Below are 23,590 nucleotides of genomic sequence, written 5' to 3' on the forward strand. Positions count from 1 at the left end.
TTGCACAGATGTGGGAGCAATCATTTGCAGATTGCCCCTCAGCCTCTTTGTTATTGCACGGCTCGGATGTCGCCAATGACAGCACCATCTCCGCGCCACCAACTTACATCACAAGGGTTGAGTGGATCAAACTTATCGAGTGGAACCAAGGTCAACGCGCATGGTACGGGTTTGCCACTCAAGATGTCATCCAGCGAAGTGTTCTCATGTCTCGCGGAAGCCACTAGGTGGCCGCATTCTGTCCCGTTGAGCAAGTGAACTGGTGCGCGAAGTTTCAGTGAAACGGTGGATTCTTTTGCGCCAATCATGGTGCCTTCAATGCCGCCTTGAAGCAGTTCATTGTCCTCGATCTGCATGCGGCGATTGATCCAGCTGGAGTTCATGGCTCACTCTTCATTTTGAGAATTAGTGCTGGGGAATGCGCAGGTGCGAGAGGTGAAATTTGTCAAAAATTTGCATCCTGCCCCCATTTGTTCATTGCCTGGTTAGAGCGGCAGACCGCTACGCAGAGCGAGATGAACGAATGGAGAACCAGTGCTGCATTGCGATACGCATATCTTCGGGGACATTCGTCCATAGGGTGGCCGGGGTCAGTTGCAGGATCCCAGCAGTGTCGATCATGTGCTGAAACCAATGCAGGTAGGTCCATTCGCGCGGGCAAGGTGAGTAGAGAAACCGCCCAACCGGATCCCAGTGGACCTCGACGGCCTCGCGGTAAATGAGGGGGAATGTTGCCTTTGTAGGGCGAATAAAAAGGCGCTTCTCGCCATCAATGCCAACCTCCGCTATTGCGTCAGTGTCCATCATTCGGGTGACTCTGCCTGCTCGAGAAATGCGATGAGTTCCTTGGGGGCCTGCGTGCGGACTTTTTTGCGGTCAAAGCGGCGGAGCTGCTGGCTGACGTTGGCGGCGGATTTCATGGCGAGCTTTTCGGCGAGCCATTCCTGGGTGACGGTGGTGTGGCGCCAGAGGAGGTCGGCGAGGAGGAGCTTGCGGGGATCGGAGCCTTTGAGTTGGGCGACTTCGGCGGGCTTCATTCCGGCGGCTTTGAGGCCTTGCTTGAGCCAGGCTTCGGCCTGCTGCTGGCCGTGAGAGGCGACGTGGGGATCGGCGCGATAGCTGCGGGATTTGGGGGTGTGCTTGGTGACGGCGGCGTCGGCGAGCTTGCGCATGGCGTCGCCGAAGGCCTGGGTGCCCCAGTACCAGCCGCGGCGGAGGTGGCTGCTGCGGGCGTCTGCTTCCTCGGGGAGCGGGGGGACGCCGCAGCTGGCGAGTTCTTCGGTGAGGGCGCGGCGGTCGAGGCGCTTGATCATCTGGCGGCGGCCGGCGGCGTTGTCTTCGAGATTGAAGGCGCGGAGGCCGCTGGCGGCAGCGAGCCATTTGGGGCGTTCTTTGGGCGGGAGGGCGTAGCCGCCGGCGAGGCTGCTCCAGCGGTAGTCGAGGATGCTTTTGCCGGCCTTGGGGCGGATGAGTTTGGCGCGGACGGGGTTGAGGTGGATGTAGTCGAGGAGGGTCTGGTAGTGGTAGGGGTCGGTGCCTTCGACGATGACGGCTTTGTAGCGGTCTCCGAAGAGGCGGCCCCATTTGCTGTGCCGGACGTTGTAGCGGCGGGTGAGGGTGTTTTGCAGCCAGGACATGCCCGCGACGAGGTTGGGCTCCGGGGTCTGGAGGAAGAGGTGGTAGTGATTGCCCATGAGGACCCAGGCGTGGACACGCCAGCCGGTCATCTCGCAGGCCTGGCTGAGGGTGTGGAGGAAGAAGCGCCGGTCGGCGTCGTCATGGAAGATGGCTTCGCGACGATTTCCCCGGGCCATGACGTGGTAGTAGGCGCCGGCGGACTGGATGCGGATGCTGCGTGGCATGGCGGGAGTCTAGTGGGAAGAGGGTGATTTTGTCAAGAATTTGCATCCTGACCCCATTTTGAGGAGGGCCGGGTGGTGCGGATATTTTGTCAAGAATTTGCACACTGACCCCATTTTGGGGCGGGGTGGTGGGCGCGGTTTGCGGTGTGCGGCTTCAGGGCTTGGCGAGGCCTTCGGGGAGCTGGGGGAGGCGCTCGAGCTCGGTGACTTCGTGGAAGAACCAGGGTTTGCTGTCCTTCACTTTGAAGATGATGGTCTTGCTGGCGTACTTGAGGCCGTCGTGCTCCTTCCAGTCGGTGAAGCGGTAGAAGTCGCCGCGCCAGTCGAGGCGGTGGAGGAGGGAGGTTTCTTTGTCGAAGTAGAAATCCATGGCGGGGGTGACGCTGCCGCTGACACGGAGGCCGAAGCAGCTTTTGCTTTCGTCGGTGAGGTCGGGGATGACTTCGATCTTGGACTTTTCATCGACGAGGAGGTCCAGGGACCAGGCGCGGACGTCGTCCTTGGCGGGTTCGGCGCCGCGTTCCTTTTTGTTGACCCACCATTTGTCGGGCTGGGAGAGGATGGACTCGCGGGTGGAGCGCTTTTTTCCTTCGGCGGGCTCGGGGGTGTTGCCGAAGTGGAAGATTTCTTTGATGCGGAAAATCTTGAGCAGCCGGTCTTTGCCGCCGACGGCGGTGAGGGCTTTTTCGACGAGGGGCTTTGGATCGGCGGTTTGGGCCTGGGCGAAGGTGGTGATGAAGAGGGCAACGAGCAGGCAGAGGAAACGAGGGGTCATGGGGCGGGCTTGGTGGGAATCAGGTGTGAGTGATGCGGCCGGCAAACACGCAGGTCGACTGCGTGGCCAGGGCTGGCTTTGGAACCAACGCGGATGGTTTGCGGGTTCATTCCAGAGGGGGCTCAAACAAGGTCATTTTTCTGCGTCGAGCACCTGCGCCCTGGGGCTTTCGTTGACGGGGGGCGAAGTCTGGCGCGGGTTCAATGTGAATTCGCGGATGGTATATTTTGTCAAGAATTTGCACACTGACCCCATTTTGAGGGGCGCGCGGGGGCGGGATTTGTGAAGGGGGGCTTATTTGGCCTTCTTCTTGGTGCCTTTGGCCGGGGCTTTTTCGGGGGCGGGGGGCTCGGCGGGGGTGTCTTTGAATTTGAGGACGGTGGGCAGCTTGGGGGCGGGGCCGTCCCAGAGGTAGTGTTCGAGGCGGATCTTGGTGGCGCGGTCGCGCGCTTCGGTGGCGCGGTCTCCGGGGCGCTGGGCGATCTGTTCGGCAAGACGGGCGGCGGCTTCCCACTGGCGGGAGGCTTCGAGGAGATCGACGCCGAAGAAGCCGGCTTTGGAAAACCAGACGTAGTCGGCGGGGCTGGCGGGCGGGGTCATGTCTGCGGCGCGGAGGACGTTGTAGCAGGCTTCGAGGGCTTCGGTGTCGTGCTTGGCGTCGTGGTGGACGGTGGCGAGGGTGAAGCCGGCGCGGGCTTTCCAGACGAAGGGGAGGGCGGTGTCGGTGAGGAAGGCGTCGAGGAGGTCGGCGGCGGCGTCGAGCTGGGCGGGATCGGTCTTGCCGAGGAGGAGGAGGAGCTCGGCTTTTTCACAGATGATCATGAGGCGCTGGGCGGGATCGAGCGCTTTCATGGCGAGGACTTTGTCGAGGACGAGGAGGGCGGCGGCGTGGTTTCCCTGGAGGCGCTCTAAGAGGGCCTGCTGCCTGCGGGAGGCGACGGCGAGGGGGCCGTTTTTCTGGGCGAGCTCCTCCCAGATTTCGAGGGCGCGTTTGCGGCCGTCTTCGCTCATGACGGAGGTGGCGGACATGGCGGCGAAGTAGAGGGCGGTGTCTGCCTGCTCGGTGTCCGGGTAGTCGTGGGCGATGATTTCGAATTCGGTGCGGGCATTGGCGAAGTCTTCGAGGCGATAGTAGGCGCCGGCGATCTTCATGCGGACTTCGGGGAGGAGGGGGCTTTTGGGCCAGAGCTTGAGGAAGTCGGCGCCCTGGGTGATGAGGGTTTTCAAATCGCCTGCGGCATCGCTGAGCCAGAGGCGGGTGTATTGGATGCGCTGCTGCTGCTGCTGGGGCGGGAGCTGGCCGGGGGCGGTGGTGGCGTTGTCGAGTGCTTTGAGGGCATCGTCAATGCGGGGCGGGGTGGCGAGCAGGCACCATTCGGCGAGGGCGATGCACGCGTCTGAGAAGCGTGGGTGCTTGGGATAGGCGCGGATGAAGTTGCGCAGGGCGGCCTCGGCTTCGGGCTTGCGGGTGGAGGCGAGGAAGAGGGCTTTTTCGAGCTCGAGCATGGCGGCGGAGTCGGCGCTTTCGGGGCCGGTGGCGGCGGCATTGGAGATGAGCTCGAGCTGGCTGAGGAGGCTGCGGTAGAGGGGGAAGTCGCTGGCGGTGATGGCGGCGACGGCGGCATTGAAAAGGGCGCGGCGGCGCTCGGTCAGTGTGGTGGCGACGTTGGCGGCGTCTTGAAACATCTGGAGGGCTTCGCGGGTCTCGCCCCGGCGGAAGTGGAGGCTGCCAAGGGCGAAGTCCACGGGGACGGAGGAGGTGTGGAATTTCTGGTGCCAGGCTTCGGCCAGGGCTTTGACGCGCTGGTCGATGTTGCGCCGGGCATAGATCTCCATGGCCTGCTGCATGGCATCGCTGAGGCGGGGGTGATTGGGGTGAAGCTGGATGAGGGCTTCGAGCATGCTGACGGCTGCGTCATCGCGCTGCTGGGCGGCCAGCCACTGCGCGGTGAGGTAGATGGCGTGGCCGCGGAATTCGGCGGTGGCGGCGGCGAGGAAGGGGGACGGATCTGGCTGCTGCTGGGCGGTGTTTCCGGCGGAGATCCAGCGGAGGACGCCTTCGGGGATGGTGCCGGTGGTGGGGATTTCCTGATGGGCGCGGTTGAGGAGATCAAAGGCCTCGACCCAGAGGGGGCTGTCTGCGTTCGCATCGAGGAACTGGGTGAGCTGCTTCTGGGCTTCGGTGGCCCGGTGCTGCTGGAGGAGTGCCTCTACCTGGAGGAGCTGGGCGGCCTGGTGGATGCGCTCTCCGCCCTGCGGGGCGCTGAGCACGGACTGAAGCATTTCCTTGGCGGGGGTGATCTTTCCGCTTTGGAGGAGGGCGCGTGCGCGCAGGAAGCGGGTGGCGGCATCGTCTTTCTCCTCCGTCGCGGGGAGTCCGCTGGCGGGCTTGCCTTCGCTGATGTCGATCTCGCTTTGGAGGAGGCGTGCCTGGTTTTGCAGAGCGGCATCGGTGGAGCTGAGCAGGGGGGCGAGGGCGTCACGCGCGGCGGCGTTTTCACCGAGGGTGGCGAGGATCTGCGCGAGGAGCAGGGGCGTGCGCGGGTGCGGCTGGGGGCTGGTTTGCTCAGTGAGGACCTGACGTGCGGCGCTGAGGTCTCCGGTGAGGACGAGGCCCTGGCCGCGCCAGAAGGGTTCGTCATCGAGATCGTAAGTGTCTGTGATGGCGAGGACGCGGGCGCCTTCGCTGGCGCGGGTCCAGGCCTCGGCGGCGAAGGTGGCGAGCTGGCGCGTCTCCACGCGGGTCCAGCCTTTGAGCTTGAGGAGGCGCTCAGCCTTGACGGCGGCGACTCCGGGGAGTCCGTCTGCGAGAGCCTGCTGCGCGGAGACGTATTCCGCAGCCTCATTCAACCCGGCCGCGAAGTGGGCGGTGGGAACGGCGAGAAGGGCTGCGGCGAAAAGGAGGCTCCGGGTTTTGGGCATGCTACAGCAGCCTATCTCAGCATTCGGCGCGGGGCAAAGAGGAATGCGGGGTGGCGCGTGGGCTTGCGCGGCGGATGTGCTGGGCAGTTAGGCCGCAGAAGGGTGGAGACCGCGCCAGCGTTTTGGAGTGCTCCAGTCCTCTGGAGCTTTGCGCAGGCCAAGAGACACTCGAAAGCGCCGGAGGACCGGCGCACTCCAAAACGCAAAGCGCAGGTTGCAGCCAAGTTTTCTAAGACCGCCTAGAACTGATCAAGCAGATACTTGATGAGATCCGTGGTGGTGACGATGCCGACGAGCTTGGTGCCGGAGACGATGGGGAGGGCGTGGAAGGTGCCGCCGGCTAGGAGTTCGGCGGCTTCACGGACGGTGCCGGTTTCGGCGAGGGTGACAGGGCTTTTTTCCATGACCTGCTCCAGGGAGAGGGTGTGATCCAGCGTGGCGTCCACGGCACGTTCGTCGGTGTGGAAGGCGTCGCCAAAGCTGACGCGAAGGATGTCGGTCCAGGAGATGATGCCGACGAGCTGGTCGGCATTGACGACGGGGATGTGATGGACGCCGTGCTGGCGGACGAGGGCGCGAACTTTGGAGATGGGATCGCCGTGGTGGGCGGTGATCACATTGCGGGACATGAGGTGGGAGATCGGGTCGTTGCGTTTCATGGTTGGTTGGTCATGAAACATGGCGGTGGTGGGCGGGGGCTGCTCCTCTCGGCTTGGGGATGGGTGGATGAATGTTGTGCGGGGGGGGGGGCTGGATGCTGGGCGCAGATGGATTGGGCTGCGATTGAGGGACTGGTGGCGCGCGTGGGGTGACGGGGCCTGCGGAGAAGCATCGGCTCCCGCTTTCGGGTATCGACTGGTGGGCGTGAGTCACCGAGTCCGGCTAAAGCGGTAGCTGCTTTCGTTCCTCACTCCGCGACCGCAGTCCATATGGGGACGTGGCGGTGAGCTTTGGTGGAGGTCATCATGAGGGCATGGTGCAGCGTGGCTCCAGAACAGGACGGATAAGTCCGCTAGGGCCTGTGGGGTGGCTTCGGCTGCAGCGGTGCTGTGAGCCACTCAGACCATCTCCACGACGACGGCGCTCGCGTTGTCTCTGCCGGATTCGGCCACGGCGTATTCGACGATGGTTTTGGCGTCGTCTTTGGCGAGCATGTCGGCCAGGCGGTGGTCCCAGATGCCGTCGATGACGCCGTCGGTGCAGAAGAGGAAACGGTCGCCGGGCTCGCAGCCGACGGAGCCGATGTGGGGATCAATGTTCTGGCGGCCGGCACCGAGGACCTGCATGAGGACGCTCTTGCGCGGGTGGGTGCGGGCCTGGCGCTCATTGAGCTCGCCTTTGCGCTGGAGCCAGCCGACGTAGCTGTGATCATGCGTGAGCTGCTTCATGGGGCCGCCTTTGGGCAGGTAGTAGATGCGGCTGTCGCCCACGTGGGCGAAGTGCAGCCAGCCGGGGGTGAACCAGCCGAGGCTGAGGGTCGCGCCCATGCCGCGGCATTCTTCGTAGTAGCGGCCGAGTTTGCTGAGCTCGGCGTGGATGCGGCTGATGAGCTCCTGCAACACATCGCCATGGCCGATGGAGAAGTGCTGGGCGGACTGCTTGAAGCTCTTCGGCAGAAGCTGGGTGATTTTTTCGGCGGCGATCTTGCTGGCGAATTCGCCGGACTTGGCGCCGCCCATGCCATCGCTCACGGCAAAGACGAAGTCGCCGCTGTCGAGGGTGGATTCGCCGACTTTGCCTAGGTAACGGACTTCGCGGGCGTCAAAATTGAGGCACAGGAAGGTGTCTTCGTTGTTGGTGCGGACACGCCCGGGGTGGGTCATGCCGGACCAGCGGAGGCGGGCGGGGGGGGGTTGGGTGGGGTTGGGATCGCTCATGCTGCAGGCTTCGGCGGCTCGTCGATGATGGTTGCGAGCTCGAAATCGATGAGGCAAAACCTGCCGTCGGAGTTGCGGTAGGTGATGTTGCGGGCAAAGGCGTCGTCATGGCGGACGCCGTAGTCGCGCTCCAGAGCGCCGAAGAGCTCCTTGATGCGCTTTTCGCTGATGTGGGTGACGATGGAGCCGCAGTTGGTGGTGACGATTTTCAGCTCTGCGGGGTCGGATTCCAGGAGGCGGGGGACGTAGTCGCAGCCGCGTGCTTCGAGGAGTTTGAGGACGCGGACTTCGTTTTCGAAGCGGCCCTGGGCGTTGTGCCCTTTGAACTGCTTGTACACCTTGCCGTCATAGCCGATGTGCACAATGGCGCGGGCGGTGTTTTTGGCTTCTTTCATGGGGTGTTTGCGCTGCACCTTCCTGCCTGTGGGCGGGATGTGCAATGGTAAAAGGGGAACGGAGGGCTGGCCGCAAAGGGGCGCAAAAAAGGCGGAAAAAACAGAGGCGGGAGGGGCCGGAGGGCGGCTATGGGTGGGGGTGACGGTGGAGAGCCGGAGATCAAGAAATGAGCGGTGGGGAAATGGTAGGGGATTGCTGATCTTTCGGAGGTCCTGAGGAAGCGGAGTGAGTGCAAAAAGTTGAAAAAACATCTCGCGCGTGGCATGAAACATGCTCCTTTCGACGGCGCTGCTGCTGGAGGAAAAGTTTCCGAAGGCCTTAGGCAAGACTCAATCCACACATTCAACCATGGCCAAATACAAACTCGAATATCTCTGGCTGGACGGTTATCAGCCTGTCCGCAACCTTCGTGGCAAAACTCAGATCAAGGAGTTCGCCAGCTTCCCGAAGCTGGAAGAACTGCCAGACTGGGGCTTTGACGGCTCCTCCACCCAACAGGCCCCTGGCGGCAGCTCTGACTGCGTGCTGAAGCCTGTGGCCGTGTTCCCGGACAGCAGCCGCAAGAACGGCGTGCTCGTCATGTGCGAAGTTTACAATGCCGACGGCACCCCCCACGCCTCCAACGAGCGCGCCACGATTCTTGACGATCCGGACGCCTGGTTCGGCTTTGAGCAGGAATACTTCCTCTATCAGGACGGCCGCCCTCTGGGCTTCCCTGAGAACGGCTATCCTGCCCCGCAGGGCCCTTACTACACGGGCGTCGGCTACACCAATGTGGGCGACATCGCACGTCAGATCGTCGAGGAGCACCTTGACCTCTGCCTTGACGCCGGCATCAACCACGAAGGCATCAACGCCGAAGTGGCGAAGGGCCAGTGGGAATTCCAGATCTTCGGCAAAGGCTCCAAGACCTGCGCCGACCAAGTCTGGGTGGCCCGCTACATCCTGCAGCGTCTGTGTGAAAAGTATTGCGTGGACGTCGAGTACCACTGCAAACCCCTCGGCGCCACCGACTGGAACGGTTCCGGCATGCACGCCAACTTCTCCACGAAGTACATGCGTGAAACCGGCGGCGAGCCTTACTTCCTCGCCCTCATGGCTCAGTTCGAGAAGAACTGCGCCGAGCACATCGCCGTGTATGGCCCTGACAATCACATGCGCCTGACCGGTCTGCATGAGACGCAGTCCATCGACCAGTTCTCCTGGGGCATCGCTGACCGTGGCGCGTCCATCCGCGTTCCTCACAGCTTCAAGAAAAACGGCTGGAAGGGCTATCTGGAAGACCGCCGTCCGAACAGCCAGGGCAATCCATACGCGATCGCCAGCCGCATTCTCAAGACAATCTCCGAAGTGCCGAAGCCTTAATTGGCTGCCGAGACATTTCTCCACGAACGCCGCCTGGAAACAGGCGGCGTTTTTTTGTGGGGGGATGTGGGAGGCAGTGGTGACGAAGGAGAAGGGAATTCAAGGCCTTCGCTCTTGCGTCCTCGCCCACTCTGCGGTGTATATTCGTACTTCCGCCATTCTTGGCTCTTAGTCCTGCCTCCCATGGATCATGACATCTTCATCTCCTATGCCCAGCGAGTCCCGGAGCCTACCGTGGCGCTGGCGGACGAACTGACCAAGCGCGGCTTTCGGCCCTGGTATGATGTGAACCTTCTGCCGGGCCAATTCTTCGGCAAGGTGATCGACGATGCCATTGACCGCGCCAAGGCCGTGGTCACCATCTGGTCGCCGCCCGCGCTCTCTTCCATCTGGGTGCCAGCGGAGAGCGCCCGTGCCCTCAGGCAAAACAAGCTCATCTGCATTCGCACCGTGGACTTGGAACCAGGGAAGCTCCCCACGCCGTTTCACAACATGCACACCCCTGTTTGGACGGAGTTCAGTGCGGTGGTGCAGGCGCTCATCGCCATGGGGGTGCGTCCGGGTGGCATTGACGGAACGGCCACTGATCTGGAAGTTTTGATGCAGGCAGCACAACGGGACTGGCGGGCGATGCCCGACAGAGATGCGGAGGCACTCGAGGCTTTCATTGAGGAATACGGCCAGTTCGCAATGTATCGGCGCATGGCGCAACGTCGGCTGGATGCCCTGACCGCCCCCGGCGTGCCCAGCCTGCGCCCGCCCCCGCTGCCCGAACCGCCACTGGTCAAGCCGGAGGACGTAATCCTTCGTCTCGACCCCGGCATGCACACGGCAGCGATCAAACGCATCGGAGTGTCAGCGGATGGACGCCTGTTGGCGACGGCGAGCGACGACAAGACCGTGAAGCTCTGGGAACTGCCCGAGGGCAAGCTGCTCCGCACCCTGCGTCCGCCAATCGGCCCCGGCGACGAAGGCAAGGTCTTTGCCGTGGCGCTCGATCCCGCAGGTCGCTGGGTCGCGGCGGGGGGATGGATGAAAACTGGAGGGAAGGGGCACTTCGTCACGCTGTTCGACAACACCACCGGCGCGGTACTGGCGCGGCTTGGGCCGTTGCCGAACGTGGTCAATGATCTCGCCGTGTCGCCGGATGGCACGCGTCTGGCTGCTGGGATGGGCGGTAAGAACGGAGTGCAAGTGTGGGATATGGCCCGCGCGCTCGGTGGGGATACCCGACCGGCCTTAGAGGACCGCGAATTCGGCAGCTCGGTTTACGGCCTCGCCTTCGGTCCAGCGGGCACGCCAAGTGCGGGCCGCCTTGCTGCAACATGCGAGGACGGCCATATCCGGCTCTATTCACCCGACGGCCAGCGCCTTGTCAATGCCAAGGTGCCGGGTGGCGAGCCATACGGGATCGCCTTTTCGCCTGACGGACGCGTTCTGGCTGTTGGCTATGGCAACGCCCTGCGGGTCGATCTGCTCGACGCCGGGACGCTGCGAGCCGTCGGCTCTGCGGATGTTGCGGGCCTCTCAGGCGGATGCATCGCTTCGGTTGCCTTCCTGAATCCGGCCAGTCCGGGCGCAGACCCGCGACTCGCGGCAGGAGGTTCTCATGGTCTAAATGAAACCCAAATCTTAGTCTGGTCCGATGCGGGCCGTGGCACTCGGACCGCGTGGCCCGGACCGGAGAACACTATGCTGAACCTCGCCTCCTTGCCAGATGGCGCTCTCGCCTTCAGTGCGGCCGATCCTGCCTTCGGTCTGATCGACGAGGCCGGACGGCGTACGCTGTTCCATGGCCGGGAGACAGTCGACCAGCGTGGCAAACGCTTCGAGCATTTCACCGTCAGTGCCGACGGCCGCAGCTTGCGCTTCGGATTGAAGGAGTGGAGCGATGCACCCGTCCTCTTCGATCTCACTGCCCGGCGTCTGACCGATGCGCCACAGGGGGGGGCTGAACTCGCCCCGGCTAACACCGACAGCCTCCGCCTCGAGGGCTGGGAAAACACTAATTCGCCCATGCTCGCCGGTAAGCCGCTCCCGATGAAGCCCTACGAAACGGCTCGCAGCCTCGCTATTGCGCCGGACGCCGGGAGCTTCGTCCTCGGAACGGAGTGGTGGCTGCGTCGCTTCGACACTCAAGGCGCTTTGCTATGGCAGAAGCCCGTTCCGGGCGTTGTCTGGGGTGTGAACCTCGCCCGCGAGGGGCGACTCATCCTAGCGGCCTATGCTGATGGCACGATCCGTTGGCATCGCGCCGAGGACGGCGCTGAGCTGCTGGCTCTCTTCATTCACCTGCCTGAAGGCGCGGACGGTCCCCGCGAGTGGATTCTTTTCACGCCGGAGGGGTACTACGATGCGTCGTCGCCGGAGGCGGAGAAGCTCATCGGCTGGCACCTCAACCGCGGGCCCGATGAGGCTGCGGATTTCTACCCGGTGGACACCTTTGCCTCTGTGTATAAGAGCCCTGCCCGAATTGACGCTGCGCTGGCGAAGGTCTGAACGTCCCTGCGAAGGAAGTAAGAGGAAGAGGAGGATAAAAATCGTTTCACTTTTGACTTCTCGCGCTAGTTGAGGCGTATCCCCAACCCCCATGCCCACCGAACAAGACATCCGCACCGCCCTTGGCAACGTCCGCTACCCTGGATTCAGCCGTGACATCATTTCGTTTGGCCTCGTGAAAGGCATCCAGATTGAAGGGAAGAATGTGACCATCGACATCTCGGTGGCGACGCGTGACCCGAACATCCCGCGGCTGATCCATGAGCAGGCGATGGATGTGCTGAACAAGGTGGCGGGGATCGGCGAGGTGAAGCTGAATTTTGACATCAAGGACCCGCCGGGAGCGGGCGTGACGGCGTCTGAAAAGCTGGGCAAGTCGAGCATCCCCGGGGTCAAGAAAGTGATCGCCGTGGCGTCCGGCAAAGGCGGTGTGGGCAAGAGCACGGTGGCCTCGAACCTGGCGATCGCGATGAGCAAGAGCGGGCTGCGCGTGGGCCTGTGTGACTGCGATTTGTACGGGCCGAGCATTCCGCACATGTTTGGCACGGACGAGAGGCCGTATCAGAATGATGAGCAGCAGATCGTGCCGATTGAGAAGTACGGCGTCCAGCTCATCTCGATGGGTTTTTTGCTGGATGATGGCTCGCCGGTGATCGTGCGCGGACCGATCGCCACACGTTATACGCAGCAGTTTCTGCGGCAGGTGGCGTGGGATGATCTGGATGTGCTGGTACTGGATCTGCCGCCGGGCACGGGGGACATCCAGCTGACGATCGTGCAGACAGTGTCGCTGGACGGTGCGGTGATTGTGACGACGCCGCAGGAGGTGGCGCTGATCGATGCGCGCAAGGCGGTGGGCATGTTTCAGAAGGTGAATGTGCCGATCCTGGGCATCATCGAAAACATGAGCTACTTCCTCTGCCCGAGCGACGGGCAGGTGTACCACATCTTTGGCAAGGGCGGCGGTGAGCATGAGGCAAAGCGCCTGGGCGTGCCGCTGCTGGGGCAGATCCCCATCGAGATGCACGTGCGTGAGTGCGGCGACGAGGGGCACCCGATTGCGCTGGAGGATGCGGAGAAGTCGGCATCTTCGAAGGCGTTCCGGGAGATTGCGGCGAAGCTGAAGTAGCGCGGGCAATCATGCCCGCAGAGAGAGCGCTCGACACGGGCAGGATTGCCCGTGCTACTGCTGGCACGTGCGCGAATGGCGGGAGATTGCCCTGGAGCTGAGGCAACAGGGCGGGGCTTTGTGGTCTGAAATGGACCACGGAATACACGGAATACACGGAAATCAGAGGCTGGATCTGATTCCGTGTATTCCGTGTATTCCGTGGTTTGAGCTGATTGGAAAAAGAGTGCTTGAGTCGCGGGCTTACGATCAATCTCGCCTTCCGCGAAAATTTCTCCCAAGATGGAGGAATGTCAGCCGTGATGCCCGCCGAACACACCCTCATGAGCGAACCGCACGACCTCTTTCTTGAAACCCTGCAGCGCTACGAGCGGCCCCTCATCCGCTATGCGCATGGTTACACGGGGGATCTGGAGGACGCGCGGGACATCGTGCAGGACGTGTTTTTAAAGCTGAGCCAGCACCTGGCCACTCTTGATCACGAGCGGCTGGCGCCCTGGCTCTTCACGGTCTGCCGCAACCGTGCCCTGGACCATCACCGCAAACATCAACGCCTCGTTGTTATGGAAACAGAAACACTCGATCTCGAAACCTCCGCTGATCCCGCGCCGAATGACGCCATGGAGCAGCGGGAGACGGCCACGGCGCTGCGTGAACTCATCGAAACGCTGCCCGTGCGACAGCGCGAGGCGGTGCGGCTGAAGTTCATCGCCGGACTGGACTACCAGCAGATCAGCGCCGCCATGCAGACCAGCATCGGCAACGTCGGCTACCTGATCCACCACGGCGTGGCCGCGCTGAAGACGAAGTGGCAGGCGCATGATGCGCCGCCGCCGGCGAAACTGAAACACGCCATCGCTTAAAACCCCTTACTTATTTTTTAGATCATGAAACCGGAACAAATCACCGCCTGGGCGCTGGATGAAGCCAGCGCCGAAGAACGCCAGCAGCTGGAGGCGGCGCTGCTGGAGAATCCGCAGGACAAAGTGAAGGCGGATGAAACGAAAGCCTTCTGCGACTTCCTGCTGAGCGAACTGCGGGATGACTCCCTGGCGCTGACCGACAAACAGCGCGAACGCCTCGTGGCGCAGGCCGCCAAGCCTCAGTCTGTGGAGCCATCGTCCCAAGTGCCGAGTGCAAGCGGAACGCCTGCACAAACTCCTGCCGCAAGCGGGAAGCCGGGCAAGACCACTCGGTGGAACATCGGCATCATCGTTCGCCTCTCCCTGGCCGCATGCGCGGTGCTGGGAGGGTTTTGGACGTGGCAGGCTTATTCCTCCAGAAAGAGCGAAGCGCGTGCCGTCGCCGTCGTGGCGGAGAAGCCGGGGATCAAGGTTCAGATGGCGCCGAAGCCAGAAGCGAAGAAGAAGCCAGAAGCACGGCTGTTGGCGGCCTCACCGGTGAAGCCTGTGATCGTGGCGGAGCAGCCTGCGGCCAAGGCGCTGCCACCAGCGGCGCGGGATGCCGGGGCCATGACTCTCAAGCCGACCAATCCGACTGATGCGGAGTCGCGTCAGGTGCAGCAGGAGGACGCTATGCAGTACAAGCGGTTGGTCATCGAAGCCCAGAAGCTGCAAAAACTTGCCCAAGATCCGAGCATCTCCGCAGATCTGCGGAGCAAGTACACGGCTGAACTCAATGAGAAGACGAAGGCTGTGCGTGCTCTGGAACCTGAGATGCAGGAAAGGTCCGACGTCAAGCCGCAGACCCCTGCGCTGGCTTTGAAGAAGGAGCAGCGCGTGATGAGCCCAGCCGATGTGGAGCGTCTGAAGCGGGTGCAGGATGAGAACGCCTACGGCCTGAGCTTCGGTGGCGGCCTCAAGACTCCCGATGCGGTCGGCCTCGTCGTGGCGGGGACGGGCATGATCACGCAGAAGGTGGAGCCTGCCCTGGCGGGCGCTGCGCTGGGGGACACGAATGGCAGTCTTCAGCTTGCCGGTGGCGATGCCCGCATGCCGGTGGATGCGGGCCGTCTGACCGTGAATGGCGGCACCGCTTTCACCGTGGGGGGCGCGGTTTCTGACGCAACGGGCAGCGTTTTGAAGATGATTCCGGACGCAAAGGATCTGCTGAGGCAGACTCAGGTGCGGAACGCTGCGAGCTTGAGCTTGAAAGCTGGGTTCTATCCTCCGCAGAGGGCAGTCTTTGCTCTGGCCTCCGAACCCATGGAGATTGATGGCTTCATCAATTTGTACGTCCCGACATCGCGGGAAATGAACGGACTGATGGCGGTGGGGTTCGGTCGCCGGGTTCTCGTGACACCTCAAAAGACAGGTCTTGTCGGTTGTTTGCTTCCAGGTATGGGGATGCTGGGGTCGAATGACTACGAAAACATTTACGGTGGGACGGTCCAAGTCAGACCTCAGGTGCTGGGTGCGAATGGCTGGCCTCCGATGCCTCTTGCACAAGCGGGGGTGATTGCCTCGTCTGGAGACCTTGATAGGGCGGGATCGCTGACGGATTATCAAGCGAGCCTGGCCTTTGGAGACGTCGGGTTGCACAACCGTGGCAGTGCCTCGTTGGTGTTGAGAGCTGCGAGCGAAAGCACTGGCAGCATCATGGTTCAGTCAGGCGCTCCTCTCACGATCAATGCATTCCTGCAACAGCGCAGCACGCCTTTTCTTTCGTCGTTCGGCCTTACCCCTAACGGGTACAAATATTTCAAAGGCATTGGCTTCGGCTTGCCTATGTATGGAGGGATTCTTTTGCAAGCGGATCTGAATGTGTCACCGGGGGTGATTTCTTTCGCCACGGCGGCCAACTCGAATGTCATCGCCTCCCGAGACAGCAGTTCTATTTCGGCAGAGGATCAACTGCTGCTCGGCGGTCTGCTTCCAAGAGATCAGCGCCTCTCCGGCATTCCTGCGACACTCGCGGATGCCTCCCAGATGAGTGACTTGCAGGCGGCGGTTTTCAATCTGACTGCATTGAGCAAGTCCTCCAGCGACGCGAGCACGGTGCTTGGCTCCGGGGCTGTGGTGGTGAATGGTGGTGTGCTCAGCTCCTCCGGCACGCAGAAGCCTCTGGATCTGATGGGCGCGCCGGTGGTCACGACGAAGTCCGGGACGCGTGCTGCGACGGAGGTGACGGGTAAGTTTTACTCTGCGGGTGCGATCGTTGTGCCGAACACGTCTAACTTCACATTTGACGGGTCTGCTGCTGCTGCAGGCTGGGCGGATGCGCCTGCCGCGCAGGCTGGCATGCCTGCGGATGCGGGGGCTTTGATCGCCAATGGAAATGTGGTGGCCCCGGCGAAGCCGCAGGTGCTCACGCTCACGGGTGGCACTACGGTTTCAAACCGGGCTGAACCTATGGGGGCCGTTCGTAAAGTTACGGGAATACGGGAATACATGGCATCCAATAGATTTGTGGTTGGTGATACGACTGCGGCGGGGACGAATTCGCTGACGGTGGGGCAGGCCGTCTCAGGGACTGGATTGCCTGTGGGGACCACAACCGGCGCAATATACGCCGGTGCTGCTGAATCCACGCCTTCTGCTGGGACCACCTTTGCGAACGTCACGGCTGCCACGCCGGGGAATACGGTTGCAGGACCTTCTCTGACCAAGAGCGTCGCGGGCACGCTGGATCTGGCCGGTGCAGCGGGCTACAGCGGCTACACGACGATCACTGGCGGTGTCACGGTCAACTCTGGCAGTGGCACGACCTACGGCGGAGTTGTGAGTCCGGCACCGGCACCGCCTGCTCAAGGGGGCGCGCTGACCCTTGCAAGCAGTGCTTCTGCGGCGCCTAGGGAGGACGCGACGTTTGGCGCTACGGTTTCCGAATCAGGAGCCATGACCAAAACTGGCGCGGGTACGCTGGTCCTGGCAGGCGCCAACACCTACAGCGGCGCGACGACGATCAATGGCGGCACGTTGAGTGTGTCCAATGGTGCTGCGATGCCAAGTCGCGATGGGTTTGTCTCGCTGAATGAGCCTGCCCCGGTGGGCCGCACTGCGGGCGTGGTATTCAATAATAACGGCGGTACTGTGGCAGGCCCAGCGCCTGCTGCTGCACCGGCTTCGCCACCTGCGGGAATCGTCGGCGGATGGGCGACGACGAATCGCCAGGACTTCGCGCCCTTCACCGCAAGCGCAGCGGTGGAGGCGAAACCCCAGGCTGGGGCTGCGGGTGCCAATGCGAGCTCCACCACGGCCACGCCGCAGGCGGGTGACGTGGCCAAAGTGCAATCGGGGCTGGTACAGGCCAATGGTGCCGCCGAGACTGGCAACTACGATGCAGCCATTGCGCAATACCAGGATGTGCTGCGCACGGACCCTAACAATGCGGCGGCTCGTCGCGGGATGGAAGCTGCTGATAAAAAGCGGCAGGAATATTTCAAGACGGCGTATGACAGCCAGCGGTCCAAGATGCTGGCCCAGATAACAGAGACATGGGAAGAGAAGGTGCCGCTGCTGGTGCAGTCGGGTCAGGTCGTGCTGGGCAAGGATGCGAAGAATGATGACTTCTATCTCGGAACGAATGCGATGCCTGAGGAGCGCAAACCCGAGCCACAGATCCAGCCGGGCACCGGCGAGTCCTACACCCGCATCATCGAGAACGAACTCAAGGACGTGGCGCGTGAGCCGCTGTCCACGCTCTCCATCGATGTGGACACGGCGTCCTATGCGAACGTGCGGCGTTTCCTGAACCAGAACATGATCCCGCCGCCGGATGCGGTGCGCATTGAGGAGTTGGTGAATTATTTCCCCACGGCGGAAGAAGGCCCTGCGCATGATGCGAAGGAACCCTTCGGCGTGCGCGTGGAGCTGGCACCCTGCCCCTGGCAGCCGGTGCACAGGCTGGCACGCATCGCCATCAAGGGGCGTGAGATGGACAAGGACCGCAAGGCCAGCAACCTGGTCTTCCTGGTGGATGTGTCAGGCTCGATGAATGAGCCTGCGAAGCTGCCGCTGGTGCAGCAGTCTCTGCGCATGCTCACGGAGCAACTCGGAGAAGGGGACCGCGTGACGATGGTGGTCTATGCGGGCAGCAGCGGCGTCGTTTTGCCACCAACGAGCGGGGAGAAGAAGGAGGAGATCCTCGGCGCGATCAATCGTCTGAGCGCGGGCGGCAGCACGCACGGCAGCGCGGGCATCAAGCTGGCGTATGAGCAGGCGGTGGCGGGCTTCATCAAAGGCGGCGTGAACCGCGTGATCCTCTGCACGGATGGCGACTTCAATGTGGGCGTGAGCTCGCCGGAGGAGCTGGAAAAACTCATCAAGCACAAGGCGAAGAGCGGCGTGTTTCTCAGCGTGCTGGGCTTTGGCAGCGGCAATCTGAAGGACCGCACCATGGAAACCCTGGCCGACAAAGGCAACGGCAACTACGCCTACATCGACAGCCTCAGCGAGGCACGCAAGGTGCTGGTGGAGCAGATGAGCGGCACGCTGGTGACCATCGCCAAAGACGTGAAAATCCAGGTGGAGTTCAATCCCGCCGCCGTGCGCAGCTACCGCCTCATCGGTTATGAAAACCGCCTGCTGGCCAAGGAAGACTTCAACGATGACACGAAGGATGCGGGAGAGATCGGCGCAGGTCACAGCGTGATGGCCTTGTATGAGATCGTCCCAGCCAATCTGCCCGCTGGTGCGGAGGGTCGCCCGGCCGTGGACAGCTTGAAGTATCAGGCTCCCGCCATCTCACCTGCCCAGCTCGCCGAAGCCGCGAAGACCGGCGAGATGATGACCGTGAAGCTGCGCTACAAGGAGCCTGAGAGCGATCTGAGCAAGCTCATCGAAGTGCCGACCAAGGATGAAGGCAAAACCCTGACCGCGAGCAGCGACGAGTACAAATTCAGCGCCGCCGTGGCGGGCTTTGGCCTGCTGCTGCGCGACTCCAGCTACAAAGGCTCGCTGAGCTGGGAAACCGTGCGCCGCCTCGCACTGGATGGCAAAGGCGCAGACAAGCAGGGCTATCGCGGCGAGTTTCTGCAGCTCATCGACAAGGCACGCGGGCTGAAGGAAACGCGGTAGGAATGGTGGATGGGTGACAGTCAGTACGACTGGCACTCATGCCTGTCGGTCAGCGCTCTCGCCAAAACCCATGGCCTGCAAGCCACCCTCACCCGTCGCCGCAGGTCCCCGACGCTTTCGATGCGCCCTTTCAAACTCGGGCCTGCACGGGGAATGGCGGTGCCGCGGGCCGACAGACAAGAGTGTCTGTCGTACTTCAGAAATCCGAACTCTGCGGTGTAAAATCCGTGCGCTTCGAATGCCCGCCTTTTATCCGCAAGAAATGCCCGGGAACGCTGTAGTTTTCCCCTCTCATCTGTGCCTGAACTCTGCATGCCGCGCTACGTCCTGATCGTCCCCTTTTTTTGTCTCTCACTCACGGCTGCCTCAGTCTCGCGTGGAGCAGATGCTGCATCTCTCTGGTCCGGTAAAGTGCGGCGGATTCTGGATGAGAACTGTGTGAAGTGCCACGGCGTGCTGGAGCAGAAGGGCGGGCTGGAGCTGGACACGCCGGAGATGGTGATCAAAGGCGGTGAAGACGGTGCCGTGGTGACGCCCGGGAAGCCGGAGGAAAGCGCACTGTTTACGAGCCTGGAAAAGGGCGCGGACCCGCACATGCCGCCGAAGAAGCAGCTCAGCGATGCGGAGCGTGCGGCGGTGAAGGAATGGATCTCTGCGCTGCCTGCCACGCCGGTGGTGGCAGTGGAGAAGGCGCAGCCCAAGGTGGCGCGGCAGTTTGCCTCGGGTGAGGAAGCGATCGCGAAGCTGGTGGAGGAAGGCTGGGCGCGTGCGGGCGTGAAGCCTGCGGCGGCGGTGCCGGATGCGGTGTGGTGCCGGCGTGTTTACCTGGATCTGGCGGGGCGCATTCCCACGCAGGCGGAGCTGGCGGTGTTTGTCGCGGCCCCGCAGCGGGATGGGCTCATCGACAAGCTGCTGGCGGCACCGGAGTACGCGGTGCGCATGCGCGAGCTGTGGGACAACTTTTTGATGGGCCGCCTCACGCGCGGGAATCCGGATGGACGGCGCAAAGGCTCGGGCTGGTGGACTTTTCTTGAGAAGGCTTTCAAGGACAACCGCCCATGGAACGAGGTGGTGTATGACGTGCTGTGCGCGAAGCCTGACAAAGCACCGGACCGCAAGGGTGCCTCATGGTTTTTGTTTGAGCGGAAGAACGACCACCAGAAGATCGCCGAGGCGGTGGCGCCGGTGGTGTATGGGACGAAGATCGACTGCGCGCAGTGCCACGACCACCCGCTGGCGCGTGAGATCAAGCAGGCGCACTACTGGGGCCTGGTGGCCGCGTTTAACCGCAGCAAGAACGTGGACGCCAGCACGGCGGTGGCGGAGAGCGCGGTGGGCGGGTTCATGAATTTCACCAATCTGAAAAAGGAATCGCAGCCGGCGGTGGTGACGCTGCTGACCGGGCGCACACTGCCGGAAGTATGGCCCGGCGGCGAGACCAAGGAGAAGGATGGACCAGAACTCTACGAAGACCCCAAGGCTCCCGTGCGCGTGCCGAAGTACTCGCGGCGCGAGGCCTTTGCCGAAGCCGCCACGCAGGACAATCCGCTGCTGGCTCGCGCGTTTGTAAACCGCATGTGGGCGGCGCTCATCGGTCGCGGCATCGTGAATCCGCCGGATGAAATCAACGAGCGCAACACGCCGAGCCACCCCGAACTGCTCGACTGGCTGGCGCAGGATTTTGCCGCGCACAAGTATGACACCCGGCGCGTGGTGCGGGAGATCGTGCGCAGCCGCGTGTATGCACTGGGGGCGTCCAACGCTGCACCGGAACTCTTTGCAGGGATGGTGGAACGCCCGCTGACGGCGGAGCAGCTCGCGCGCTCCTGGCGTGTGGCGCTGGATCTGCCGCCGAATGACGATGAGTTCCGCCGCCAGGTCGTCTCCGCCATGCCGGACGTGCTGCCCAAGGAATACAACGCCACCTTTCAGCAGGCGCAGTTTCTCTCCGGCTCTCCCACCATGAACGCGCTGCTGCAGGCCGCGCAGGGCGGCGTCATCACAAAACTGACCGCACTACCAGATGCTGCCACTCGCATACGCGAAGCCTTTCAGTCCGTGTATGGCCGCGCACCGGATGCGGATGAAGCCACCCAGTCGTCGGCCTTTGTAAATGCGAATGCCGCGCATCCAGCCGATGCAACGCGGGATCTCCTCTGGGCACTGCTCACGAGCGCGGAGTTTCTGGCGATGCCGTGAGGCTGACAAAACTGTATACTGTGTAACCTTCTAGAGTCCTTTCCTGATGAATCTCCGCGATCCCCACCCCCGCTGCCCGACGCAAGAGCATACGCTGCATCGGCGTCTCTTTTTGAAGGGGCTGACGGGCGGGGCGCTGGCCAGCACGGCGAGCTTTACGGGGCTGTTTCAGAATCCGGTGTTTGCGGAGGAGACGAAGAAGGCGCAGAAGCACTGCATCCTGCTGTGGCTGTGCGGGGCGCCGAGTCAGTTTGAGACGTGGTATCCAAAACCCGGCAGTCCGGGGAACGGGCCCTTTGGCAGCATGCCCACGAAGATTCCGGGCATCCATTTTTCATCGCTCATGCCGAAGTGTGCGGGCATCGCGGACAAGCTGAATCTGGTGCGCAGCATGAAGACGAACCAGCCGGAGCACCTGCAGGCGATCAATCTGCTGCAGCGCGGCAGCCCGGAGCGTGCGGGTTTCACGCGGCCGACGCTGGGCAGCAGTCTGGCGCAGGCGATGGGGCAGCTGGATTCGAAGCTGCCGAATTTCATCTTTCTGGATCCCGTGCCCGGGGGCAATGAATTCGAGGCCTTCAAGGCGGGCAACTGGTCTGGCTGGCTCGGCGCGGAGCACGCACCGGTGCGGCTGGGCGGGGACTACACGCAGTTTCTGAACAGCGAGGGTGCGAGCATCCCGCAGCATGACAAGGAGTCGCGCGAGACGCTGCGCAAATTCCTCACCTCGAAGTATGAGCGTGATCGCGGCAGCGCGGTGGCGCGCAGCCAGAATGCGGCCTTTGAGCGCATGAAGGGCCTGAGCGCGAGCGCGGACCTCTTTGACGTGAACAAACTCCCCGCCAAGGACCGCGAGCGCTACGGCCCCGGAAGTTTTGCGCAGCATGCGCTGATGTCGCGGCACCTGGTGGAAAACGGTGCGCCTTTTGTGATGGTGGCCAATGGTATGAACTGGGACAACCATGTGTTCAACCACGAGATCCATCAGATGCTCGTGCCGGAGCTGGACCACGTGGTTTTCAATCTGGTGAACGACCTCGAAGAGCGCGGACTGCTGGACTCCACGCTGGTGATTGCGATGGGTGAGTTTGGCCGCAGTCCGTGGATGAATGCGGCGCGCGGTCGCGAGCACTACCCCAACGCCTGGAGCATGATGATGACCGGCTGTGGCCTGAAACGTGGCGTGGTCACGGGCGCGACCGATGTGGACGGCGTGGAAGTGATCGAAAAACCGTACAGCGAGCAGAATCTCTTCGCCACCATCTTCACGGCGCTGGGCATTGATCCGTATGCGGAGTATGACCTGCCCGGCATGCCCACCTTCCACCGCGTGGAAAACAAGGCGGAGCCGATCCGCGACATCCTCGCCTGAGACCGCCCATGAAACTCACCCGTACCAAACAATACGAGATGCCCTTTGCCGTCCTGGGACTGGCGACCACGCCGGATGGCGCTCTGGCCTACGCCGCCTGCATGGACGGCAGCGTGCATGCCGTGGAAACCGCGACCGGCAAGAAGGAGGTCTTTGAAAAGAAGCACAGCTCCTACGCCAGCGGCTGCGTGCTGCTGCCGGATGGCAAGACGCTCATCTCCGCCGGTTATGACGGCATGCTGCTGTGGCATGACGTGACCACGCGCAAATGCATCCGCGAGGTGAAGGCGCATTCGTTTTGGAGCTGGCAGCTCGCGCTGTCGCCGGATGGCACGCGGGTGGCCAGTGTGACGGGGCAGTACATCGCGGGGGGCTGGAAGTATGAGCCTGCGGCGGAGAGCGAGCCGTCCGTGCGCGTGTATGACACCGCCAGTGGCGCGCTGGTGGCCAGCTACAGCCACACGCCACCGGTGCTGAGCTGCGCCTTCAGTCCAGACAGCAAACACCTCGCTGCGGCAAACATGATGGGCGAGGTGCGGGTGTGGGATGTGCAGTCGAAGGATGGCAAGCCGGTGTCGCAGTGGACGTCTCCGGATTTCACCTCCTGGGGCACCACCAAATCCCACCATTACTCCGGCGGCATCTACAGCCTCGTCTTTTCGCCGGATGGGAATGCCCTGCTAGGTTGTGGTATGGGACCGATGGGTGATCCCATGGCGGGCAACGGCAAGATGACCTGGCAGCGCTGGGACTGGCGCGCGGGCAAGAAGATGGATCAGATCAAGGACGGCCAGCACGGCTCCGGGCTCATGGAGACCCTGGCGTTTCATCCCGATGGCCAGCACTTTTTCATGGCAGGACGTCAGGCGCAGGGGACCTGGAATGCGGCGCTCTTCAGCGCGGCGGACGGCAGCCTGGTTTCATCCATGGACACCAAATCACGCATGACGCGTGCGCGCTTCACGGCCGATGGCAAGAGCATGATCGCCACCGTGATCACCGGCCCCGGAAAAGTGAAGCCGGGGAAGTGGGAAGCGATGGGACGGGTGCAGGTCTACAGTGTGGAGACGTGAGGGGGCGGGCGCCTTTCGCCACCAAGGGCTGCCCCTCACCCTTACCTCTCCCCAAAGGACGGCTTGGACATTGCCCTGCCATCGGTGGGGAGAGGGGATTCCCTTGATGTCCCCTCGCGAAGGTTTGAGCGAAGAAGGCTGTA

Annotated in this window: 16 protein-coding genes; 8 read left to right on the plus strand and 8 right to left on the minus strand. The window is 62.6% G+C overall.

Annotated features, from left to right (window positions below; translation table 11 throughout):
- Nucleotides 1-50: 50 nt before the first annotated feature.
- From AC3RLQ_RS04620 to AC3RLQ_RS04655, 8 genes are all read right to left on the minus strand, one after another.
- On the minus strand, nucleotides 51-383 hold the full coding sequence (locus AC3RLQ_RS04620) for a hypothetical protein (protein ID WP_493034777.1): 333 nt from the start codon (nucleotides 381-383) through the stop codon (nucleotides 51-53).
- Between the two features lie 118 nt (nucleotides 384-501).
- On the minus strand, nucleotides 502-807 hold the full coding sequence (locus AC3RLQ_RS04625; RefSeq protein WP_493034779.1) for a hypothetical protein: 306 nt from the start codon (nucleotides 805-807) through the stop codon (nucleotides 502-504).
- Nucleotides 804-1,862: a transposase gene (locus tag AC3RLQ_RS04630; RefSeq protein ID WP_493034781.1), complete on the minus strand. Its 1,059-nt coding sequence runs from the start codon at nucleotides 1,860-1,862 to the stop codon at nucleotides 804-806. Before AC3RLQ_RS04630 ends, AC3RLQ_RS04625 begins: the two co-directional genes overlap by 4 nt.
- A 154-nt stretch (nucleotides 1,863-2,016) precedes the next feature.
- Complete coding sequence (locus AC3RLQ_RS04635; protein WP_493034783.1) at nucleotides 2,017-2,637, minus strand: hypothetical protein; 621 nt, start codon at nucleotides 2,635-2,637, stop codon at nucleotides 2,017-2,019.
- 294 nt (nucleotides 2,638-2,931) lie between these two features.
- A complete protein-coding gene (bamD, locus tag AC3RLQ_RS04640) occupies nucleotides 2,932-5,559 on the minus strand; it encodes an outer membrane protein assembly factor BamD (RefSeq protein WP_493034785.1) in 2,628 nt (875 codons plus the stop codon).
- Nucleotides 5,560-5,798: 239 nt separating this feature from the next.
- On the minus strand, nucleotides 5,799-6,218 hold the full coding sequence (locus tag AC3RLQ_RS04645; protein WP_487684536.1) for a CBS domain-containing protein: 420 nt from the start codon (nucleotides 6,216-6,218) through the stop codon (nucleotides 5,799-5,801).
- 399 nt (nucleotides 6,219-6,617) lie between these two features.
- Nucleotides 6,618-7,436, minus strand: coding sequence for a PP2C family protein-serine/threonine phosphatase (locus AC3RLQ_RS04650; protein WP_493034788.1), 819 nt, complete (start codon nucleotides 7,434-7,436; stop codon nucleotides 6,618-6,620).
- Nucleotides 7,433-7,831: a BUD32 family EKC/KEOPS complex subunit gene (locus AC3RLQ_RS04655; RefSeq protein ID WP_493034790.1), complete on the minus strand. Its 399-nt coding sequence runs from the start codon at nucleotides 7,829-7,831 to the stop codon at nucleotides 7,433-7,435. The genes AC3RLQ_RS04650 and AC3RLQ_RS04655 overlap by 4 nt, the downstream gene beginning before the upstream one ends.
- Nucleotides 7,832-8,180: 349 nt before the next feature.
- On the opposite strand from AC3RLQ_RS04655, the gene AC3RLQ_RS04660 reads away from it, so the two are divergent.
- The 8 genes from AC3RLQ_RS04660 to AC3RLQ_RS04695 all read left to right on the plus strand — a co-directional run bounded on the left by AC3RLQ_RS04660 (nucleotide 8,181) and on the right by AC3RLQ_RS04695 (nucleotide 23,447).
- Nucleotides 8,181-9,197 (plus strand): glutamine synthetase beta-grasp domain-containing protein, encoded by a 1,017-nt coding sequence (locus AC3RLQ_RS04660; protein WP_493038822.1) that lies wholly within the window; start codon nucleotides 8,181-8,183, stop codon nucleotides 9,195-9,197.
- 183 nt (nucleotides 9,198-9,380) lie between these two features.
- On the plus strand, nucleotides 9,381-11,696 hold the full coding sequence (locus AC3RLQ_RS04665) for a toll/interleukin-1 receptor domain-containing protein (RefSeq protein ID WP_493034792.1): 2,316 nt from the start codon (nucleotides 9,381-9,383) through the stop codon (nucleotides 11,694-11,696).
- Between the two features lie 91 nt (nucleotides 11,697-11,787).
- Nucleotides 11,788-12,825 carry an Mrp/NBP35 family ATP-binding protein gene (locus AC3RLQ_RS04670; RefSeq protein ID WP_493034794.1) on the plus strand — a complete coding sequence of 346 codons (1,038 nt, stop codon included), beginning with the start codon at nucleotides 11,788-11,790 and terminating at the stop codon, nucleotides 12,823-12,825.
- A 302-nt stretch (nucleotides 12,826-13,127) separates the two neighbouring features.
- Nucleotides 13,128-13,688, plus strand: a complete 561-nt coding sequence (locus tag AC3RLQ_RS04675) for an RNA polymerase sigma factor (RefSeq protein WP_493034796.1) — start codon at nucleotides 13,128-13,130, stop codon at nucleotides 13,686-13,688.
- Nucleotides 13,689-13,712: 24 nt separating this feature from the next.
- Complete coding sequence (locus AC3RLQ_RS04680; protein ID WP_493034798.1) at nucleotides 13,713-18,803, plus strand: vWA domain-containing protein; 5,091 nt, start codon at nucleotides 13,713-13,715, stop codon at nucleotides 18,801-18,803.
- A 312-nt stretch (nucleotides 18,804-19,115) separates the two neighbouring features.
- Nucleotides 19,116-21,002, plus strand: coding sequence for a DUF1549 domain-containing protein (locus AC3RLQ_RS04685; protein WP_493034800.1), 1,887 nt, complete (start codon nucleotides 19,116-19,118; stop codon nucleotides 21,000-21,002).
- A 46-nt stretch (nucleotides 21,003-21,048) separates the two neighbouring features.
- Nucleotides 21,049-22,374, plus strand: a complete 1,326-nt coding sequence (locus AC3RLQ_RS04690) for a DUF1501 domain-containing protein (RefSeq protein ID WP_493034802.1) — start codon at nucleotides 21,049-21,051, stop codon at nucleotides 22,372-22,374.
- A gap of 8 nt (nucleotides 22,375-22,382) precedes the next feature.
- Nucleotides 22,383-23,447, plus strand: a complete 1,065-nt coding sequence (locus AC3RLQ_RS04695) for a WD40 repeat domain-containing protein (protein ID WP_493034805.1) — start codon at nucleotides 22,383-22,385, stop codon at nucleotides 23,445-23,447.
- Nucleotides 23,448-23,590 lie beyond the last annotated feature (143 nt).

The organism is Prosthecobacter sp. GW821-HT29F12, from assembly GCF_058803405.1.

Excerpts from the sequence above, each read along its gene's own strand:
- AC3RLQ_RS04620 (WP_493034777.1), bottom strand. The coding sequence starts at position 383 with ATGAACTCCAGCTGGATCAATCGCCGCATGCAGATCGAGGACAATGAA.
- AC3RLQ_RS04625 (WP_493034779.1), bottom strand. The coding sequence starts at position 807 with ATGATGGACACTGACGCAATAGCGGAGGTTGGCATTGATGGCGAGAAG.
- AC3RLQ_RS04630 (WP_493034781.1), bottom strand. The coding sequence starts at position 1,862 with ATGCCACGCAGCATCCGCATCCAGTCCGCCGGCGCCTACTACCACGTC.
- AC3RLQ_RS04635 (WP_493034783.1), bottom strand. The coding sequence starts at position 2,637 with ATGACCCCTCGTTTCCTCTGCCTGCTCGTTGCCCTCTTCATCACCACC.
- bamD (WP_493034785.1), bottom strand. The coding sequence starts at position 5,559 with ATGCCCAAAACCCGGAGCCTCCTTTTCGCCGCAGCCCTTCTCGCCGTT.
- AC3RLQ_RS04645 (WP_487684536.1), bottom strand. The coding sequence starts at position 6,218 with ATGAAACGCAACGACCCGATCTCCCACCTCATGTCCCGCAATGTGATC.
- AC3RLQ_RS04650 (WP_493034788.1), bottom strand. The coding sequence starts at position 7,436 with ATGAGCGATCCCAACCCCACCCAACCCCCCCCCGCCCGCCTCCGCTGG.
- AC3RLQ_RS04655 (WP_493034790.1), bottom strand. The coding sequence starts at position 7,831 with ATGAAAGAAGCCAAAAACACCGCCCGCGCCATTGTGCACATCGGCTAT.
- AC3RLQ_RS04660 (WP_493038822.1), top strand. The coding sequence starts at position 8,181 with ATGGCCAAATACAAACTCGAATATCTCTGGCTGGACGGTTATCAGCCT.
- AC3RLQ_RS04665 (WP_493034792.1), top strand. The coding sequence starts at position 9,381 with ATGGATCATGACATCTTCATCTCCTATGCCCAGCGAGTCCCGGAGCCT.
- AC3RLQ_RS04670 (WP_493034794.1), top strand. The coding sequence starts at position 11,788 with ATGCCCACCGAACAAGACATCCGCACCGCCCTTGGCAACGTCCGCTAC.
- AC3RLQ_RS04675 (WP_493034796.1), top strand. The coding sequence starts at position 13,128 with ATGCCCGCCGAACACACCCTCATGAGCGAACCGCACGACCTCTTTCTT.
- AC3RLQ_RS04680 (WP_493034798.1), top strand. The coding sequence starts at position 13,713 with ATGAAACCGGAACAAATCACCGCCTGGGCGCTGGATGAAGCCAGCGCC.
- AC3RLQ_RS04685 (WP_493034800.1), top strand. The coding sequence starts at position 19,116 with ATGCCGCGCTACGTCCTGATCGTCCCCTTTTTTTGTCTCTCACTCACG.
- AC3RLQ_RS04690 (WP_493034802.1), top strand. The coding sequence starts at position 21,049 with ATGAATCTCCGCGATCCCCACCCCCGCTGCCCGACGCAAGAGCATACG.
- AC3RLQ_RS04695 (WP_493034805.1), top strand. The coding sequence starts at position 22,383 with ATGAAACTCACCCGTACCAAACAATACGAGATGCCCTTTGCCGTCCTG.